Source organism: Kitasatospora sp. NPDC018619, assembly GCF_044391605.1.
Taxonomy (GTDB): Bacteria; Actinomycetota; Actinomycetes; order Streptomycetales; family Streptomycetaceae; genus Kitasatospora.
Genome location: NZ_JBISAI010000015.1, coordinates 47,673 through 65,435, shown reverse-complemented (window position 1 = coordinate 65,435; position 17,763 = coordinate 47,673). Strand labels below are relative to the sequence as shown.

The window sequence follows — 17,763 nt, the reverse complement described above, 5'->3', positions numbered from 1 at the left end:
CACCCGGCCGTGCCGTCCCGAGCAGCGCCCGAAGACCGAGACCCGGAGGAACCCGATGCACCCCCACCAGCCGACCAGTCGTCCGGCGGCCGGGGCCCCCGGGGTGCCGTGGAACCGGCAGCGGCTGCGCAGCAACAACGAGTGGCTGCTGCTGGAGCTGCTGCGCACCGGCGGCGGCTCCTCGCGCGCCCAGCTGGCCCGGGACACCGGCCTGTCCAAGCCGACCGTCTCCGCCGCGCTGGCCGAGCTGGAGCGGGTCGGGCTCGTCCGGGAGGCCGGGCGGCTGGCTCCCGAGCGCGGCCGCACCGCCGTACTGTACGAGGTCGACCCGACGGCCGGGCACGTGCTCGGCGTGGACATCGGGCGGGCCCGGCTGCGGGTGGCGGTGGCGGACCTCGCCGGGACGGTGGTCGCCCGCCGGGACGTGCCCAACCGGGGCCGCTCGGCGAACGCCGTCGCGGACGCCGTCGTCGCCGCCGCGCACGAGGCGATCGCCGAGGCGGGCCTGGCGGCCGGGGACATCGTGCACGCGGTGATCGGCACCCCGGGGGTGTGGGAGGAGCAGCGGCGCGGGGTGCGCTACGCCAGCAGCCTGCCCGGCTGGGGCCGGCCGGGGCTGTTCGACCGGATAGGGGAGGGCCTGGGGACGGCCGTCTCGGTGGCCAACGACGCCAACCTGGCGGCGCTCGGGGAGTACACCCTGGGTGCCGGCCGGGGCAGCCGGATGTTCGCCTACCTGCTGGTCGGCACCGGGCTCGGGCTGGGCGTGGTGAAGGACGGCGAGCTGCTGCTGGGAGCGCACGGCGCGCTGGGCGAGATCGGTCTGGTCCCGCTCCCGGGCCGGGCGGGGGAGCCGGCCGTGACGATCGAGCAGGACGCCGCCGCGGACGCCGTGGTGCGCGCCGCCCGGGACTTCGGGCTGGACGGGGACGGCGCGGCGCGGCAGCTGACGGCCAAGCGGGTCTTCGAGCTGGCCCGGGCCGGGGAGCCGGCCGCCGTCCGCGCGGTGGAGCGGGAGGCCGAGCGGCTGGCCTACGCGGTGGCCGTGCTGTCGGCCCTGCTGGACCCGGACCTGGTGGTGCTGGGCGGCGGGATCGGCGGCAGCGCGGACCTGCTCCTGGAGCCGCTGGAGTCGGCCCTGCACCGGCTCGCCCCGATGCGTCCGACGCTCGCGCCGAGCCTGCTGGGCCAGGACGCGGTGCTCTTCGGGGCGGTCTCCACGGCACTGGAGACCGCCCGCCCGGAGGTGTTCGAGCGCCGGACGGCGGGGCCGCGCTGACGGCCGGTCGGCGCTCGGACACCCCGGGCCGGGGGATCAGCCGGTGGCCAGGGTCAGGCCGTAGGCGCCGAGGATCGGGTTGACGGGCTGGAAGTAGGTCTCCCCGCCGTAGGTGCAGTCGCCGGAGCCGCCGGAGGTCACCCCCTGGGCCTGGCTGCCGGAGATGAACGACCCGCCGGAGTCGCCCGGTTCGGCGCACACGGTGGTGCGGGTGACGCCGTAGACGCTGCCCTCCTGGTACGTGACGGTGGTGTTCTGCTCCTGGACGGTGCCGCAGTGCCAGCCGGTGGTGGAGCCGGAGCGGCAGACCGAGCCGCCGACCGTCTGCTCGGTCGAGCCGGTCACCGTCACCGTGCCGCCCGCGTAGTCGTCCACCTGCGGCCGGGCGTACCAGCCGGAGCCGGCCGCGACCCAGGAGTAGTCGTTGCCGGGGAAGGTCGAGCCCTGGAAGGTGCCGATCGAGCTGCCGTTGGCCGCGGTCGCGTAGGAGCCCGGTTGGCCGCAGTGGCCGGCGCTGACGAAGCCCGGCCGCCCGCTCCGGGTGACCGGGAAGCCGATCGAACAGCGGGCGGCGTTGTCGATGTAGTAGGCGTCCCCGCCGCGCAGGTCGGCGAGCGGCCGCGGGGTGGCGGTGGCCGGCTGGATGCGGACCAGCGAGCGGTCCGCCCCGGAGCCGTGCAGGAACGTTTCGGTCTGCGCGGTGTCGGTGGACTGCAGCACCACGGTGTTGGCCCGGACGTCCACGTACCAGAGCGGGGTCGCGCCCGGCGTGCGGGCCGCGGCGGCCCGGTCCAGTGCGTCCTTGGCCCGGGTCAGCTCGGCGAGGGAGTGCCGGACGACGGCGGGCCGCGCGCCGTGGGCGGCGACCGTCCCGGCGGCGGAGGCGTCGGTGATGGCGACCACCAGGGTGGCGTCCGGGCCGTCGAGCCAGGCCCCGCCGAAGCGGTCGCCCAGGGCGCGGGCGAGCACCGGGCGGATCTCGGCGGCCCGGCCCTCCCGGGCGAGCCGGTCGGCGGCGGCTTGCGGGGAGAGGCCGAGGTCGCGCTGCAGGGCGGGCAGCAGCGCGGCCGGGACGGTGGCGGGGGCGGCGGCGGACGGCGCGTCAGCGGGCGCGCCGACGGCGGGGGCCGCGGTGAGGGCGACGGTCGCCAGGGCGGCGGCGGCCGACAGCGCACGGATGCGGAGCATGGGGGATCTCCTCGATCGGTGTGGGGGTTGCCGGAACCGTAGTCGGCCGACCGGCATGGCCGGAACATGCCGAACGCCCCCGCGCTCCGGAGCTATACACCGGTCGAGGGCGCCGGTGGAGGGGCGCCGGTGCCCGGCCGCCCGAAGGTCTCGATCTGCCAACGAGTGGGGGTTCGGTGGACGGTGCGTGTGTGACTCCTGTTTGAATCACACGACTCGTCCAGACGGAACGGAGCGTTCTCCCCCCATGCCTTCACGGATACCCGGCCGCCGCCGGGCCGGCCTGGCCGGATTCGCCGGACTCGTGCTCACCGTCGGCCTGGCGCTGACGGGGTGCGACCCGTCGGCAGCCGACGGCGGCGCCACGGCCACGGCCCCGGCCTCGCCGACCACCGCCGTCACCACGGCCGCGGCGACCACCCCGCCGGTGACGCCCGCCGCACCGGCGCCGGTCGACACCCCGTCGGCCCAGCCGACGCCCGCGGCACCGCCGGCCACGACCCCGCCCGCCGCGCCGCCGGCCCAGCCCACCGCCCCGGCGCAACCGCCCGCGGCCAGGACTCCGCAGCCCAAGGTGACCACGGCCCAGCCGCCGACCGATCCGGAGCCGCCCGCGGCGGCGGCCGGCGCCGGGTGCGACATCCGCTCGGCCGCGGGCAACTGCTACGAGGCCGGGCAGTTCTGCCGGACCGCGGACCTGGGCAGGAGCACCCACGACGCCGCCGGCCGGGTGATCACCTGCCGGATGGTCAGCGGGAAGCCGCACTGGCAGGCCTGAGCCTGCCCGGGGGTTGGGCCGGACTGTCGGGCAGGGCGGGGCCGAGGGTCGGGCCAGACTGTCGGGCAGGGCGGGCCAAGGGTCGGGCCGGGCCTCGGGCAGGCGCAGGCGCGCTCGGCCCGGCTCAGGCGTCGATGACGCCCAGGGTGTCCCAGAACAGGTGCTCGTACCCCTGGAGCAGCAGTCCGTACTCGCGCGCGGTGGCCAGGGCCGGCTCGTCCAGCCGGTCCGGGCCCAGCGCGTCGGCGGCCTGCTGCTCCAGCTCGGGCGCGGGCCGGGCGAAGAAGTCGAAGAACGCGCAGGCCTCGTCGGAGAAGCCGTACCGGCGGCGCAGCGCCTGCGCGATGGCGGCGCAGTAGCCGCCCCAGGCCGCGAAGTTGGCGACGAGGGCGGCGGCCGCGGAGTCGGGCTCGCCGTTCAGGGCGAGCCAGGCGAGGTAGTGCGGGTAGGCCTGGCAGCCGGGCAGCGGCGGGCGCCTCTCCAGGGCGCCGCGGTCGAGGCCGGCGGCGGCACCGAGGGCGGGCAGGGTGCGCAGGGCGGCGCTCTCGCCCTCGGCCAGGGTGGCGAACCAGGCGCTCACCGGCCGGTCCGCGCAGCGGCCGGCGAGCAGCAGCAGGCTGCGGCGGTCGGAACGGATGATCCGGTGCTGCTGGGCGGCGAGCTCGGCCAGCGCCGAGCGCGGTGCGGTGCCGTCGGCGAGTGCGCTGACCAGTGCGGGGGTCGTGTCGCCGGGCGCCAGTTCGGCCCGCAGGTCCTGGATCTGGTCGAGGATCGGGTGGTTCACCGGGGCCTCCGAGGTGCGGTTCGGTCCGGTGCCATTCCTACCGCCTGGTGGTGCCGACACGACGGCGACAGGCCGGGCGCCCGGCGGGGACGCGCCCCCGGTCGGCGGGGTGTCGGGCCGACCGGGAGCCGGTGGTGCGTGCGTGCTGACGGGCGCCGCGCGTGCGACGGGCCGTCAGGAGTCCGCGCAGGCCTTCCCGATGTCGCCGGCGGCGCCGGTGATCGGTGCGAAGTCGGGCTGCTTGCCGTCGGCGACCCGCTTGACGGCGTCCTCCACCGCCTTGGCGAGCCGGTCGGCGGCCGCGTCGACCTTCTCCCCGCTGCCCTGGCGGATCTTCTTGGCCTCCTCGGAGACCTTGCGCAGGGCCTCGACGGTGTGCTTGCGGTGGCTCTCGTCGGTGATCTGCCCGACGTTGATCGCCGAGTCCGCGAGGTCCTGGACGTCCCCGGTGAGGCTGATCGCCCGCTTCCCGCAGTCCAGGGCCTTGTCGGTGTCGCACGCGGTGAACAGCGGGGCCGCGAGCAGCAGCGCGAGCGTGGCGGCGGCCGGACGGTACGGCTTCCTTGTCATGTCCCTATCCCTCCCGACGTCTCAACGCCGCGCCGCCGTACGGAGGTTCCGGAAGTCCGGGGGAACGGCCGGGAGGCCTTCGCCCGCTGCGGACGCCGCCCGTCCGGACACCGGCCCGTGCGGGGCCGGCGTCCGCCCCGCGGGCCGCGTCCGCGGCGCGGGCACCCGGGCGGCCGCTACCGGTCGGAGGGCCCGGACAGCTCCCGCACCAGGCGGGCGATGGTCGGTACGGCCACCGCGTGCGCGTCGGCCGCCCGCAGCACGGCGCCGCCGACGGCGTCCAGCTCGATCGGGCGGCCGGCCTCCACGTCGCGCTGCATCGAGGACTTCATCGTCCCGGGGATGCGGTCGAAGGAGGCGAGCAGCGTCCCTGCGTCCGCCGGCGCGCCGACCGCTCGGGTGACGGCGGCGATCTCGTCCAGCACGGCCAGGAGTTCGGCCCGGTGCTCGGTGCGCACGGTGCCGATCCCGCTCGCGTGGCGGGTGGTCAGCAGGGCGAACGGGGCGAGGAAGGACAGCTTGCCCCACAGCATCGCCGTCTCGTCCTCGCGCACCGCGACCTCCAGCCCGGCGTGCCGCAGCCGCTCGGCGAACCCGGCCACCGGGGAGGCGGGGCCGGCGGCCGGACCGAGCTCGACGGTGGCGAACGGGCTGGTGTGCTCGATCCGCCCGGGCGCCGTCCGGGTGGCCTCGACCCGGATCGTTCCGGCCACCACCCGCCCGGCCGGGTAGTGCTCGCGCAGCACCGCCATGTGGTCCAGGCCGTTGAGCAGCGGCACCACGATCCCGGTGCCGAGCGCCTCCGCGGGCATCCGCCCGAGCGCGGCGGCCAGCGCCGTCTCCTTGACCGTCACGAAGGCGGCGTCCACCGGCTCGCGCAGCACGGTCGCGGCCTCCACCCGGGCGGTGAAGTCGCCGAACCGGGCGCTGTGGACCCGCAGTCCGTCCCGGGCGATGGCGGCCGCCGTCTCCTCGCCGGCCAGGCAGACGACCCGGTGGCCGTCGCGGGCGAGCAGCCCGCCGATCAGTCCGCCGACGCCGCCGGGCCCGAGGACGGCGACGGTCAGGGGGGTGGTGGTCATGGGGGTGGTGGTCATGGGGAACTCCCTTGGTGCGGAGGGTGGCTGAGAGGTGCTGGGGGAGCCGGGCGCGGTTACGGGCGCGGCCGCGGGTGCTGCGGTGGGCGTGGGACGGCGGCGGGCTCGTCCGGGTGGCCGGGAGCCGGTCCGGGCGCGTAGAGGGAGGCCGAGTCGAAGAAGTAGGGCTCCTCGTGGCGCGGCTTGCGGCCCGGGGCGGGCGGCCGGCGCCGGGTGCCGGGCGCTCGGCGCAGCTGGAGACCGTCGAGTTGCAGCACACCGCCCGCCGGGTCGGGCACCGGCAGGCCCTCGGCGCGCAGGGCGGCGGCCAGCTCGTGCGCCGGCCAGCCGAACAGGTCGATCCCGTGGTAGCCGACCGGGCAGGCGGGCCGCGGGTCGTTCGGGTTCCGGCCGACCATGACGGCGTGGAACCGGCCGTCGTCGGCCGCGCCGAGGGTGACGCCCACCCCGGGCAGCGCGAAGGACAGCGCCCAGGAGCAGCCGCAGACGAAGATGCCCTCCACCCCGTCGGGCAGCAGGCCGCCGTGCGGGGCGAGCAGCCCGCGCACCTGCGTCTCGGTGAGGCCGAAGAGCAGTTCGGGCAGCGGGGCCGGCAGGCGCACGCCGTGGCCGGGCAGCAGGTCGATGGTCACCGGCCCATGATTGCCCGGCGGGCGCGGCCGTCGGGAGGCGGGGGCCGGAATGCCGCGGGGCGGGCGGGGCGCTCCCGTGTCCGGGGCTCGGGCCGCCGGGAGGCGGGGAAGCTGCTCCACGCGGCCGGGTGCGCGCCCCCGCTGTCGGGCCGTCACCCGAAGCGGCGATTTCGACGCGGTGGCGCCACGGGCGCGCCGACCGCCCACCGGGCCACCGGGGACGGCCCGGTAGGGCGACACCGCGCCCGACCGGCCGGGACGGCCTCACCCGAACGGCCGAGCGCGGACCGGGACGCGGGCGGCTCCGGCCGGTATAGGTGGCGTGATCCATCGTTCGGAGAGCACCTGCGAGGGGCCCATGACCGACCCGGCCGACACGTCGTCAAGGACGGCCGCCGAGACGCTGCCGGACGCCTACGCCCCCCGGGTCGCCCGGATCCGCGGCGCCATGGAGGCCGGGGACACGGTCCTGGCGGGCCGCCTGGCGGAGGAGCTCCACCACCACGTCGCCCGGGAGCGCGGCGCCCTGCACCCGGAGGCGCTGCGCGCGCAGGAGGTGCGGGCGTACGTCGCGGCCGTCGGCGGGGACTGCCTGCGGGCGGCCGACCTGTTCACCGCGTCCGCCGCCGCCTGGGCCGGGCTGGGCGCGTCGGAGCAGTGGGCGGCGTCGCGCAACGCGGAGGTCTGTCGGCGCCGGGCGGAATCGGCGGCGGCCGCTCCCTCGGCGCCCTCCGGCGCTCCTACGGCCTCCGCGGCCGGGCGGCGCCCGCCCGGCTGCCCGTCTCCGGCCCGGGCGTTCGGGCGCGGCGCCGTGGTCGCGGTCGTCCTGGCGACGGCGCTGCTCTCCGGAGCGGCGGACGCCGGCCCGCGGGCCTACCTCGGGCCCGGTCCGTGGCCGGCCCCCGACGACCAGCCGACCGCCCCCGCCGTCGTGGGCACCCTGGAGCGCTCCGCCCAGTCGGCCTCCCCGGCCCCGGGCCCGGTGCCGCCCCCGCCGGAGGCCACGGCCGCCTCGCCCGTCCCCGCCCCGGACGCCGGACCCGGGGGTGAGCAGGGATCCCCGACCGCCGACCCGGACGACGGCGGGCCCCGGGCGGGGCGCACACCGGTGCCGTCCCCGGGGCGCCGACCGGGCTCCCCGGCCGCCGCTCCCCGGCCGCGCCCCGCCCCCGGCGCGGGCGCGGCCTCCGGCGGCCGCCCCGCCGCATCTGGCGCGGACCCCTGTGACACCGCCCGCGCATACGGCGGCGGGCTCCTCGGCCCCCTCATCGAGCTGTGCCACCGCGCCGCCGGGGCGTCGGGCACGCGGTCGCCCGTCCGCTGACCCGGCCTCACGGACACCCCGGAGGCCCGGGGGGAGGCGCCGAACGCCCGGGCGCCGACGCCGACGGCCGCTCCCGGTTCGTCCACGGCCCGATCGGGCCGCGCGGCCCGATCGGGCGGCCGGCCCGGAGTGCCGTGTGTCGATCCTTCGACAGACCGCTGTCCTACGGCTGTCGTCGCGCGCGAGCGCCCGCCTCCAGCTCCGCCGGGTGCGGCGGGGCGCCGCCGGCGGAGCGGACGGCACCGCGCGAACGGACGGGCCGGTGCCCGATGCGACCGCGGCCGGCTCGGGGTCCGTCGGCACCGCGGGCCGCAGGAGTGAGAGGGTTGGCCGGTGACGGACTATCAATGCGGGAGTTGCTCCCACAGGAGCAGCGATCCCGATGCGTTTCGACAGCACGTGCACCGGACCGGGCAGGTCGACACCTGCGAGGAGGCCGGCATCGGGACCGATGGGGTCGGTGAGGCCGCGGCGGAGTCCGGGCCGGCCGAAGGCAGGCCCGGCAGAGGCAGGGTCGCGGCCGAGATCGGCTTCGGCCTGGCAGCCGCTGTCGCGATCGGGGCTCTCGTCTGGAGCAGGAAGGAAGCCCTGGCCGAGCTGGCGGAGAAGGTGACGGAGAACGAGTACCTGAAGTCTGCCGGCGGTGCGGGGAGGACGCTCAACGGCTACCGCGGACGCTGAGTCCGGCGCCGTGCTCCGCCCGCGGCCGGCTCGACGAGCGGACCGCGGGCCGAGGCGACCTGGAGCCCGGTGTCTCCGGTGCACGGCAGCCCGGCGGGTTCCGGCGGGGCCGAGCAGGCGGAACGCCCGGGCCTCGGCGCGCCCCGGAACGTGCGCCCCGGGTGTGAAGCGCGTGGAACGTGGGAAGCGCCACACTCCCGGCTCCCCAGCGCGCCGGTGCTCGCGGCCCGGTCGGCGGGCGTGGACACTGATCGCCGTGACTGATGTGCGTGAGATCCTGGACTACCAGACCTTCGGACGGGCGGTGCGCGAACTCGCGCAGACGATCGCCGACGACGGCTACGAGCCCGACCTCGTCCTGAGCATCGCCCGCGGCGGGGTGTTCGTGGCGGGCGGTCTGGCGTACGCGCTGGACTGCAAGAACATCCACCTGGTGAACGTCGAGTTCTACACCGGCGTGGGCACCACGCTCGACATGCCCATCATGTTGGCGCCCGTTCCCGCCGCGATCGACTTCACCGACAAGAAGGTCCTGATCACCGACGACGTCGCCGACACCGGCAAGACCCTGAGGCTCGTGCACGACTTCTGCCTGGAGCACGTCGCCGAGGTGCGGTCCGCCGTCATCTACGAGAAGTCGCACTCCCTGGTGAAGTGCGAGTACGTGTGGAAGCGGACCGACGACTGGATCGAGTTCCCGTGGTCGGCGCAGGGCCCGGTGGTCAGGCGCCACGGCCAGGTGCTCGACGCCTGACCGGAGGACGGCGCGCCCCCGGACTATGCTCGCGGCAGGAACACGGGCACACGTGTGAGGGGGGCCATGAGCCGGGTCGTCGTGGTGCACGGAGTGGGGCGGCAGCTCGACACCGCCGAGACGCTGTCGGCCGAGGTGGAGCCGGCGCTGCGCGGCGGCGTCGGCCTCGCGCTGCGCCGGAACCCGGCGCTCGGGCGGCTGGCGGACGGCGACATCGCCTGCGCCGGGTACGGGGACCTCTACCGGCAGGCCGGGACGCGCGGTGAGCGGTACTACCGGGCGGAGGACGTCGAGCCGGGGTACGAGACCGAGCTGCTGGAGGCCTGGTGGCGGGAGGCCGCCCGGCTCGACCCCGGCGTTCCCGGACCGGACGCCCCGGGTGGCGCTCCCGCCGCCCGCGGCGCGGTCGGCCACCTCGCCTCCCGCCCGCTCGCCGTGGACCGGGTCCGCCGAGCCCTGCACGCCCTCACCCGCACCCGCTTCTTCGGCTCCCTCTCCGACCGCCTGCTCGTCTCGGACCTCAAGCAGGTGCGCCGGTACTTCACCGAGCCCGCGCTGCGCGCCGCGATACGGGCCCGGGTCGAGGAGCTGGTCACGCCGGACACCGAGGTGGTCGTGGGGCACTCGCTCGGATCGGTGGTCGCCTACGAGGTGCTGTGCGGGCTGCGGCCGGACCGGCCGCCGCTGACGCTGGTCACCCTCGGCTCCCCGCTGGGGCTGGCGGGGCTGGTCTTCGACCGCCTGCACCCGGCTCCACGGCCCGACGGCACGGGGGTCTGGCCGGGCCCCGTCAAGCAGTGGACCAACCTCGCCGACCGGTGCGACCTGGTCGCCGTCGTCCGCGAACTCGCACCCCGGTTCGGCCCGCAGGTCGTGGACGTGCCGGTGGACAACGGCGCCGAGATGCACAGCATGCGCGCCTACCTGACGGCGGTGGAGACCGGCACGGCGATCGCCGCGGGACTGTCCCGGTGACGGACCGTCCGGCGGAGCACGGTCCGGTGCCCGGCGCCCGGAGCGCGGGCGCGGTGGCGTCCTAGGCTCCGGCGACGAGCATGCCGCCCATCGCGAGCATGGTCGCCGCGACCAGGCCGTCCAGCACCCGCCAGGCCTTCGGCCGGGACAGGACGCCGCTCAGCAGGCGGGCGCCGAAGCCCAGGGCGGTGAACCAGCACAGGCTGGCCAGTGCCGCGCCCGCGCCGAACGCCCAGCGCAGGTCGCCGCGGCCGGAGGCGAGCGAGCCCAGCAGGAGCACGGTGTCGAGGTACACGTGGGGGTTCAGCCAGGTCATCGCCAGGCAGGTCAGGACCGCCCGCCGGACGGAACCCGTCGCCGGGCCGCCGCCGGTGAGCGCGGCCGTCGGGTCGGGGCGCAGTACCCGTCGGGCCGCCAGGAAGCCGTAGCAGAGCAGGAACGCCCCGCCCACCAGGCCGACGGCGGTCAGCGCGGCCGGCCAGGCCGTGACCACCGTGCCCACGCCCGTCACACCGAGCGCGATCAGCACCGCGTCCGAGACGGCGCAGATGGCGACCACCGCGAGGACGGCGTGCCGGCGGGCGCCCTGGCGCAGGACGAAGGCGTTCTGGGCCCCGATGGCCACGATGAGGGAGAGCCCGGTACCGAATCCGGCGACCGCGGCGGCGAGGGTGCTGCTGTTCATGGCTCGACCGTATGGATCGCATATGGATCAGTACAGCTAAAGATTCTAAGGTAACCTTAGCGCTACTTATGGACGAGCTCCCCCTGGACCAGGTCCGGACCCTGCTCGCGGTGGTCGACGAGGGCACCTTCGACGCCGCGGCCGCCGCCCTGCACGTGACCCCGTCGGCCGTCAGCCAGCGCGTCAAGGCCCTGGAGCAGCGCACCGGGCGGGTCCTGCTGATGCGTACCAAGCCGGTACGGCTCACCGAGTCCGGCGAGGTGGTGGTCCGTTTCGCCCGCCAGCTGGCCCGGCTGGAGCGCGACGCCCGCGCCGAACTGGGCCTGGCGGCCGAGCGGGGCCCGGCCCGGGTGCCGATCGCGGTCAACGCCGACTCGCTGGCGACCTGGTTCCTGCCCGCGCTCACCCGGGTGCCGCAGGACCCGCCGATCTGCTTCGAGCTCTACCGGGAGGACGAGTCCCACACCACCGCCCTGCTGCGCGAGGGCCGGGTGATGGCCGCCGTCACCTCCTCGCCCGACCCGGTGGCCGGCTGCACCGTGCGGCGGCTCGGGCAGGCCCGCTACCTGGCCGCGGCCACGCCGGAGTTCGCCGCCCGTCACCTCACCGGGGACCTGGCCGAGGACCTGTGCCGGGCCCCCACCGTGGTCTTCGACCGGCGCGACGAGCTCCAGGACGACTTCGTCCGCTCCCTCACTCGGGGGCGGTCGGGCGCCGGGCCGGTCCGCCACCTGGTGCCCGCCTCGGACGGGTTCCGGGACGCGGTGGCCGCCGGGTTCGGCTGGGGCCTGGTGCCCGAACCGCAGGCCGAGCCGCTGCTGCGGTCCGGCCGGCTGGTGGAGTTGGCGCCCGGCCGGCCGATGGACGTTCCGCTGTACTGGCAGCAGTGGAAGCTCGACTCGCCCGCCCTGTCCACCGTCGCCGAGGTCGTCGTGGCGGCCGCGGCGCAGGCCCTCACGGCCGGCGCCGGGCGCCGTCGGCCGTAGACCTCTCCGTGGGGGCGTGCCGTGGACGCCCCCGCCGCCTGCCGCGCCGTCAGCGCTCGCCCTCCCCGTCCCGTCCGGCCCGGAGGGCGGGGCCGTGGGCGAGCAGGAGGCTCAGCGCCGCGTAGTCCGACCCGGGGCGGCGGACCGGCGTGAACACCTCCAGCCGGTCCCGTTCGGTGCGGTAGCCCGCCCTCGTCGCGCGCCCCGACAGGGCCGGGCTGCCGACGTGTGCCGCCAGCCCCTGGACGTCGAGCCGGACCCCGACGTCCGGGCCCGCGGAGACGAGGGCGATCCGGGACCAGGCGACCGGCGCGGGGAAGGGGGCGAGCGTCATCCCCTCGGCGGTGAAGGTCAGGGCGCCCCAGCGGAACGCGCCGCCCGCGTCGAGCTCGGCCAGGAGGCGTTGCGCACGGGCCTCGGCGACGGCCCGCGTCGCGTCCGTGACGAAGCGCGCGCCGGTGTCGGGGTGCACCTGGGTGATCATCCTCCAGAACCCGCACTCCTCCCGGACCCTGATGTAGTCCAGGCCCCTGAGCCGGATCCGGCCGCCCGCGGAGGGGCGGATCACGGTCTTGAGCACGTCGTGCGAGTGCGCCATGTTGATGCGGACGGACACCCGGGTGGACGTGACGGAGTCGATCTCCTGCCACGTGTACCGCAGCGTGCGGCGCCCCGGGCGGTGCAGCTCGAAGCCGTGCTCGTACTCCCGGATCCGGATCCGGGAGTGCCGCACGCACAGGGCGAGGCACCCCACGGCCGCCCCGAGCACCGACCAGAACGCCAGGCGGAACGAGGACTCCCCGTCGTAGTGTTCGCCGACGAGGGAGCACAGCACGCCGAACACGATGAGGAGCACGAACAGCCCGGTCATCGGCCTGCGGGCGTAGGCCCCCTGGTAGGTCCACACCCGCCGCCCCAGCCGTCCGGTCCGCTCCGGGCCCGCCGTCGTGCCTGCCGACACCCCACACCTCGCCTCGTCGTCCGCCATCGCGCCGTCGAGTCTCGGGCGGGCCGGCGAGGGGGAGCAAGGGGAGAACTACTCAATTCCGCGTGCCCGCGGTGCCGGTACCGTCGGCGCGCGTCCGTAAGATGGCCAGCCATGGGAACGGGGCCGGCCTGGGGAACGGTGGCAGCCAGGGCAAAAGGGGCAGCCACGGGGAGGACCGCGGGCCTCGGCGGTGAACTGACGCCGTTGATCGGGCGGGGGGCGGAGACGGCCCGGATCGCCCGGATGCTCTCCGGCGCCCGCCTCGTCACGCTCACCGGAACCGGCGGCGTGGGCAAGACCCGGCTGGCGCTGCGCGTGGCGGCGGACGCGGCACGCTCCGCCTTCCCCGACGGCGTGCACGTCGCCGAACTCGCCGGCCTGCGGGATCCGGAGCTGCTCGCACCGAGCGTCCTCGGCGCCCTCGACGTGGCGAGCCCGGAGTGCCCCGGCGGCGGTGCGGCGGCCGTCCTCGCCGCCCGGCTGCGCGAGCGGCGCGCCCTGCTGGTCCTGGACAACTGCGAGCACCTGGTCGAGGCGTGCGCGCGCCTGGCCGACGCCCTGCTGCGGGCCGCGCCCGGACTGCGCGTCCTGGCGACGAGCCGGCAGCCGCTCGGCATCGCGGGCGAACGGGTCTTCCCGGTGGAGCCGTTGCCGGTGCCGGACGCGGTGGCCGAGGCCGACGCGGGCCGCGGCCTGCGCGCCCTGAGCGGCAACCCGGCCGTCGCGCTGTTCGTCGACCGGGCCGCCGCCGTGCTGCCCGGCTTCGCCCTGACCAGCTCCGACGCCGATGCCGTCGCCGAGCTGGTCCGCCGCCTGGACGGTCTGCCCTTCGCCATCGAGCTGGCCGCCGGCCGCGTCCGGAGCCTGACACCGCAGGAGATCCTGGAGCGGCTCACGGACCGGTTCGCGCTGCTGACCGGTGGGAGCAGCGTCGCCGCCGACCGGCAGCGCACCCTGCGCGCGTTGATCGACTGGAGCCACGACCTGTGCACGGGCCCCGAGCGGCTGCTGTGGGCGCGGGCCTCGGTGTTCCGCGGCGGCTTCGACCTGGAGAGCCTCGAACGGGTCTGCGCGGACGCCGAACTGCCACCCGCCGCCCTGCTCGCCGCCCTCGACGGACTGGTGGCCAGGTCGATCGTCAACTGCCGTCAGGCAGACGGGCGTTCGCGTTATCACATACTGGAGACGGTGCGGGAGTACGGGCACCAGCGGCTGGCCGCGTCCGGCTCGCTCGACGCGCTGCGAGCCCGCCACCGGGACCGGTACGCCGAACTGACCGCACGCGCCGGGCGGGAGTGGTTCGGGCCCCGCCAGGTCGACTGGTTCACCCGCCTGCGCCTCGACCACCCGAACCTGCGCGCGGCGCTGGAGTTCTGCCTGGAGCGGCCCGGGCAGGCGCGGGCCGGCCTGGCCCTGGCCGTGTCGCCCCGGCACTACTGGATGACCGCGGGCCTGCTCTCCGAGGGGCGGCACTGGCTGTCGCAGCTGCTCGCCGCCGACCACGCGCAGGACGACGGCGGCGACCGGACCGCCCCGGACACCGCCCTCCGCCTCCGGGCCCTGGCCACCGACACGTACCTGCGCATCCTCCAGGGCGCCCCGGAGGCCGAGGTGGGGCACGCGCTCGCCGCCTGCGAGGCGGCGGCCGGGCAGGGCGGCCACCGGCGGGAGGCGGCGTGGGTGCGGCACCACCACGGGATCCTCGCCGTCTGGCGCGAGGACTTCGCGAGCGCCGCCGAGCTGTTCGCGCGGGCGCGCACCGAGTTCCGCGCGCTGGGCTGCCTCGACGCGGCCCTCGAGTGCCGGGTCAAGTTCGCCATCGCGCACGCCTACGGAGGCGAGGCCGCCGCGGCCGCCGAGGCCTGCGACGAGGTCGAGACGGCCGCCCGCGCGCACGGCGAGTCCTGGCTGCACGGCATGGCCCTGCTCGCCCGCGCCCTACTGGCCCTGCGCGCCGGCGCACCCGCCGACGCGACCGCGCACGCCAGGGCGGCCATCGCCCGGCTGCGCCCCTTCCAGGACTGGTGGGACGTGGCCATGTGCGTGGAGGTCGTCGCCTGGAGCACCCGGGACACCCCGCGGCGTGCGGCCCGGCTCCTGGGGGTGCTGCACCTGCTGTGGGAGTCGCTGGGCGGGCGGCTCGGCGCGGCGCCGTTCATGCGCAGGCAGCACCTGCGCCTGGACGCCGAGGTGCGGGAGGCACTGGGCGCCGCCGCCTTCGACCGGGAGTTCCGCCGCGGCGCGCGCACCACCCTGGACGAGGCGCTGGCCTACGTGCTGGACGACCCGGCCGGGGTGCCGGGGCTGACGAAGCGCGAGAGCCAGGTCGCGGAGCTGGTCGCCGAAGGCCTCACCAACAAGGACATCGCGGCGCGCCTCACGATCGCGCAGCGCACCGCGGAGAACCACGTCGAACGGATCCTGGGCAAGCTGGGGTTCGCCTCGCGCACGCAGCTGGCGGTGTGGACGTACGAGCAGCGGGGCTCGGGTCGCCGCGGCGGCCCGGAGTCCGCCGCGGCGGACGGCCGCTGACGGGGCGGCTCCTCGGGGTGCCCGCCGGGTATTCGGCGGCGGCGGGCCGGGCGCGGGGGAAGGATGCCGCCATGGCAGCCGTCTTCACCCTGTCCCGGCAGTACCGTGCCGGGCTGGTGCCCGCCGAGGACCTGCCGATGGCCGCCGCCGGACTGCTGGCGGCGGGCGCCGGCGCTGGCTCGCCCGCGCTGTGCGACCTCGCGGGGCGGGGACGGTACGAACCCATGGCCGCGCTGGCCGAGGTGCTGCGGCAGGCGCTGGAGGAGCCGGGCCTGCCCGCCCCGGGCGAGGACCTCGCCGAGCGTCTCCTGCTGCGGCACACGGCCACCCGGCTGACGGCCGGGGAGATCACCGCGGAGGACGCCCTCGGGGTGCTCCGGCAGGGACCGGCGAGAACGGGACCGGGGTGGAGCGCCGGTTCGCGGCGGTGGTCGGCGAGCCCTGCTGCCGGGACTGCGCGCGCTTCTGGCCGGACGGGGTGCGGCAGGCCTGGGAGCGGGAGGTGCCGGCGGCGGCCGCGCGGGTGGCGGACGCCGACGACCCGCGCGGCGCCCGCTGAGCCCGACGGGGCGGCAGCGGGCGGCGCGGCTGCCCCGCCTCCCGGCCACGGCCACGCGGCCACGGGCCCCCGCCTACGCCTCCGGCACCCGTCGGAGCGGGCCGTCGTGGTCCGCGCCGCCGTCCGCGGTGGCGACGCCCGGCGTGCCGCGCCCGTCGGCCGGGTCCGCGCCCAGCCCCGCGAGCAGGCGCAGCCCGTCCTCGGCCGGGCTGCCGGGGGCCGCCGAGAGGACCAGCAGCTCGATGCCCGGCTCGTCCGGCAGCGCGAAGTTCTCCTGGTGCAGTTCCAACAGCCCGACCAGGGGGTGCCGGTACGCCTTGCGACCGTGGGTGCGGGCGCGGACGTCCGCGCGGGCCCAGAGGCGGCGGAAGCGCTCGCTGCCCATCGCCAGCTCGCCGACGAGCGAGGCCAGCCGGGGGTCCTCGGGGTACTGGCCGGCGGCCAGGCGCAGGTGCCCCACCACGTCGAGGGTGCAGTTCTCCCAGTCCGCGTAGAGGCCGCGCTCGGCCTCCTCGAGGAAGAGGTGCCGGGCGATGTTGAGACCCGGCATCGGGCGGCCGAAGAGGAGCCCGGCGAGGCGGTTCCCGGCGAGCGCGTCCAGGCGGTGGTTCATGATCAGCGCGGGGGCGTCGGCGACCAGGCCGAGGACGCGCAGCAGTTCCGGCCGGACCCGGGTGCCCGGCGTCGTCGCGCGGCGGCGGCGCTGCCGCGCGAGGCGGTAGAGGTGCCCGCGTTCGGTCCCGTCGAGGTCGAGGACGCGGGCGAGTGCGTCCAGGACCTGCTCGGAGGGCTGGGTCGCGCGGCCCTGCTCCAGGCGCACGTAGTAGTCGACGCTGACGCCGGACAGGTGCGCGACCTCCTCGCGGCGCAGCCCCGTGACCCGGCGGCGGCTGTCGGTGGGGATGCCGACGGCGGCCGGATCGACCCGGGAACGCCTGGTCCGGAGGAAGCCCGCGAGATCGTCCATGCGCTCCAGTATGGCCGCGGCGGTGCCGGTGAGGGTGGCCCTGCCGGTACCAGGAAGTCCCGTCCTACGGAAGCGGCGCCCCTGAACGCCGGGCGTCGCGGCGCCCAGGATCGGAGGCGTCCGGTCCGAAGACCTCAAGGAGTCCCCGTGAAGACGCTGATCGTCCACGCCCACCCCGAGCCGAAGTCGCTCAACGGCTCGCTGAAGGACCTCGCGGTGTCCACCCTGGAGGCCGCCGGGCACGAGGTGCGGGTGAGCGACCTGTACGCGATGAACTGGAAGGCGGTCGTGGACGCCGCCGACTACGGCCCCGAGGCGTCGAGCCCGCTGGAGGTCGCCCGGGACTCGGGCCGGGCCTTCGAGGCCGGCACGCTCACCCCGGACGTCCGCGCCGAGCAGGAGAAGCTGCTGTGGGCGGACACGGTCGTCTTCCAGTTCCCGCTGTGGTGGTACACGATGCCCGCGATCCTCAAGGGCTGGGTGGACCGGGTGTTCACCCACCGCTTCGCCTACGGCGTCGGCGAGCACAGCGACACCAGGTACGGCGAGCGGTTCGGCGAGGGCACCCTGGCCGGCCGCAGGGCCCTGCTGTCGGTGACCGTCGGCGGCCCGGAGTCGCACTACGCCGCCCGCGGGATCAACGGGCCCATCGACGACCTGCTGTTCCCGTTCCAGCACGGCATCCTCTACTACCCGGGCATCGAGGTGCTGCCGCCGTTCGTGGTGTACGGGGCGGACCGGCTGACCGCCGAGGACTACCCGGCCGTCGCCAGGGCGTGGGAGCGGCGCCTGCTCACCCTGGAGTCGACCGAGCCGATCGCGTTTCGGCGGCAGAACTTCGGCGACTACGAGATCCCCTCGCTGCACCTGAAGGAGGGTCTGGAGCCGGCCGGCCGTACGGGCTTCGGGCTGCACGTGCGCGGCTGACGGCGGTCCGCCGTCCCGCCCGGCGGGGAGGAGCCGCGGCCGGGCGCGGCTCCTCCT

General features: G+C 76.7%; 18 protein-coding genes. 10 read left to right on the top strand and 8 right to left on the bottom strand.

Going from position 1 to position 17,763, the window contains the following annotated elements:
• Positions 1-55 precede the first annotated feature (55 nt).
• On the top strand, positions 56-1,279 hold the full coding sequence (locus ACH5AR_RS23795) for an ROK family protein (protein ID WP_396303499.1): 1,224 nt from the start codon (positions 56-58) through the stop codon (positions 1,277-1,279).
• Between the two features lie 36 nt (positions 1,280-1,315).
• Here the strand turns inward: ACH5AR_RS23795 and ACH5AR_RS23790 are convergent, their stop codons facing one another.
• Positions 1,316-2,467 carry a S1 family peptidase gene (locus ACH5AR_RS23790; protein WP_396303498.1) on the bottom strand — a complete coding sequence of 384 codons (1,152 nt, stop codon included), beginning with the start codon at positions 2,465-2,467 and terminating at the stop codon, positions 1,316-1,318.
• A 247-nt stretch (positions 2,468-2,714) separates the two neighbouring features.
• Here ACH5AR_RS23790 and ACH5AR_RS23785 point away from each other — a divergent pair, with 247 nt between their 5' ends.
• Complete coding sequence (locus tag ACH5AR_RS23785; protein WP_396303497.1) at positions 2,715-3,245, top strand: hypothetical protein; 531 nt, start codon at positions 2,715-2,717, stop codon at positions 3,243-3,245.
• A 124-nt stretch (positions 3,246-3,369) separates the two neighbouring features.
• On the opposite strand, the gene ACH5AR_RS23780 is transcribed toward ACH5AR_RS23785, so the two are convergent.
• The 4 genes from ACH5AR_RS23780 to ACH5AR_RS23765 all read right to left on the bottom strand — a co-directional run bounded on the left by ACH5AR_RS23780 (position 3,370) and on the right by ACH5AR_RS23765 (position 6,328).
• Positions 3,370-4,029 carry a transcriptional regulator gene (locus ACH5AR_RS23780; RefSeq protein WP_396303496.1) on the bottom strand — a complete coding sequence of 220 codons (660 nt, stop codon included), beginning with the start codon at positions 4,027-4,029 and terminating at the stop codon, positions 3,370-3,372.
• A 174-nt stretch (positions 4,030-4,203) separates the two neighbouring features.
• Positions 4,204-4,599, bottom strand: coding sequence for a hypothetical protein (locus ACH5AR_RS23775; RefSeq protein ID WP_396303495.1), 396 nt, complete (start codon positions 4,597-4,599; stop codon positions 4,204-4,206).
• Positions 4,600-4,775: 176 nt separating this feature from the next.
• Entirely contained in the window at positions 4,776-5,696 is a 921-nt protein-coding gene (locus tag ACH5AR_RS23770; protein WP_396303494.1) for a ketopantoate reductase family protein, read from the bottom strand.
• 56 nt (positions 5,697-5,752) lie between these two features.
• Entirely contained in the window at positions 5,753-6,328 is a 576-nt protein-coding gene (locus ACH5AR_RS23765) for a hypothetical protein (RefSeq protein WP_396303493.1), read from the bottom strand.
• A gap of 358 nt (positions 6,329-6,686) precedes the next feature.
• On the opposite strand from ACH5AR_RS23765, the gene ACH5AR_RS23760 reads away from it, so the two are divergent.
• The 4 genes from ACH5AR_RS23760 to ACH5AR_RS23745 all read left to right on the top strand — a co-directional run bounded on the left by ACH5AR_RS23760 (position 6,687) and on the right by ACH5AR_RS23745 (position 10,062).
• Positions 6,687-7,652 (top strand): hypothetical protein, encoded by a 966-nt coding sequence (locus tag ACH5AR_RS23760; RefSeq protein WP_396303492.1) that lies wholly within the window; start codon positions 6,687-6,689, stop codon positions 7,650-7,652.
• Positions 7,653-7,985: 333 nt separating this feature from the next.
• The gene (locus tag ACH5AR_RS23755; protein ID WP_396303491.1) at positions 7,986-8,333 is read left to right on the top strand and encodes a hypothetical protein; all 348 of its coding nucleotides are present in this window, start codon (positions 7,986-7,988) and stop codon (positions 8,331-8,333) included.
• Between the two features lie 256 nt (positions 8,334-8,589).
• Positions 8,590-9,087 (top strand): phosphoribosyltransferase, encoded by a 498-nt coding sequence (locus ACH5AR_RS23750; protein ID WP_396303490.1) that lies wholly within the window; start codon positions 8,590-8,592, stop codon positions 9,085-9,087.
• Between the two features lie 66 nt (positions 9,088-9,153).
• On the top strand, positions 9,154-10,062 hold the full coding sequence (locus tag ACH5AR_RS23745) for a hypothetical protein (protein WP_396303489.1): 909 nt from the start codon (positions 9,154-9,156) through the stop codon (positions 10,060-10,062).
• 61 nt (positions 10,063-10,123) lie between these two features.
• On the opposite strand, the gene ACH5AR_RS23740 is transcribed toward ACH5AR_RS23745, so the two are convergent.
• Positions 10,124-10,747, bottom strand: coding sequence for a LysE/ArgO family amino acid transporter (locus tag ACH5AR_RS23740; RefSeq protein ID WP_396303488.1), 624 nt, complete (start codon positions 10,745-10,747; stop codon positions 10,124-10,126).
• A gap of 68 nt (positions 10,748-10,815) precedes the next feature.
• Here ACH5AR_RS23740 and ACH5AR_RS23735 point away from each other — a divergent pair, with 68 nt between their 5' ends.
• Positions 10,816-11,733 (top strand): LysR family transcriptional regulator ArgP, encoded by a 918-nt coding sequence (locus ACH5AR_RS23735; RefSeq protein WP_396303487.1) that lies wholly within the window; start codon positions 10,816-10,818, stop codon positions 11,731-11,733.
• A gap of 49 nt (positions 11,734-11,782) precedes the next feature.
• Here ACH5AR_RS23735 and ACH5AR_RS23730 read toward each other — a convergent pair whose 3' ends face one another.
• Positions 11,783-12,694, bottom strand: a complete 912-nt coding sequence (locus tag ACH5AR_RS23730; protein WP_396303486.1) for a hypothetical protein — start codon at positions 12,692-12,694, stop codon at positions 11,783-11,785.
• 231 nt (positions 12,695-12,925) lie between these two features.
• Between ACH5AR_RS23730 and ACH5AR_RS23725 the strand changes: the two genes are divergently transcribed.
• Both ACH5AR_RS23725 and ACH5AR_RS23720 read left to right on the top strand, forming a co-directional pair.
• Positions 12,926-15,253, top strand: coding sequence for an ATP-binding protein (locus tag ACH5AR_RS23725; RefSeq protein WP_396303485.1), 2,328 nt, complete (start codon positions 12,926-12,928; stop codon positions 15,251-15,253).
• Between the two features lie 406 nt (positions 15,254-15,659).
• Positions 15,660-15,812, top strand: coding sequence for a hypothetical protein (locus ACH5AR_RS23720; protein WP_396303484.1), 153 nt, complete (start codon positions 15,660-15,662; stop codon positions 15,810-15,812).
• 73 nt (positions 15,813-15,885) lie between these two features.
• On the opposite strand, the gene ACH5AR_RS23715 is transcribed toward ACH5AR_RS23720, so the two are convergent.
• The gene (locus ACH5AR_RS23715) at positions 15,886-16,779 is read right to left on the bottom strand and encodes a helix-turn-helix transcriptional regulator (protein ID WP_396303483.1); all 894 of its coding nucleotides are present in this window, start codon (positions 16,777-16,779) and stop codon (positions 15,886-15,888) included.
• 147 nt (positions 16,780-16,926) lie between these two features.
• Here ACH5AR_RS23715 and ACH5AR_RS23710 point away from each other — a divergent pair, with 147 nt between their 5' ends.
• Positions 16,927-17,706 (top strand): NAD(P)H-dependent oxidoreductase, encoded by a 780-nt coding sequence (locus ACH5AR_RS23710; RefSeq protein WP_396303482.1) that lies wholly within the window; start codon positions 16,927-16,929, stop codon positions 17,704-17,706.
• Positions 17,707-17,763: the final 57 nt, after the last annotated feature.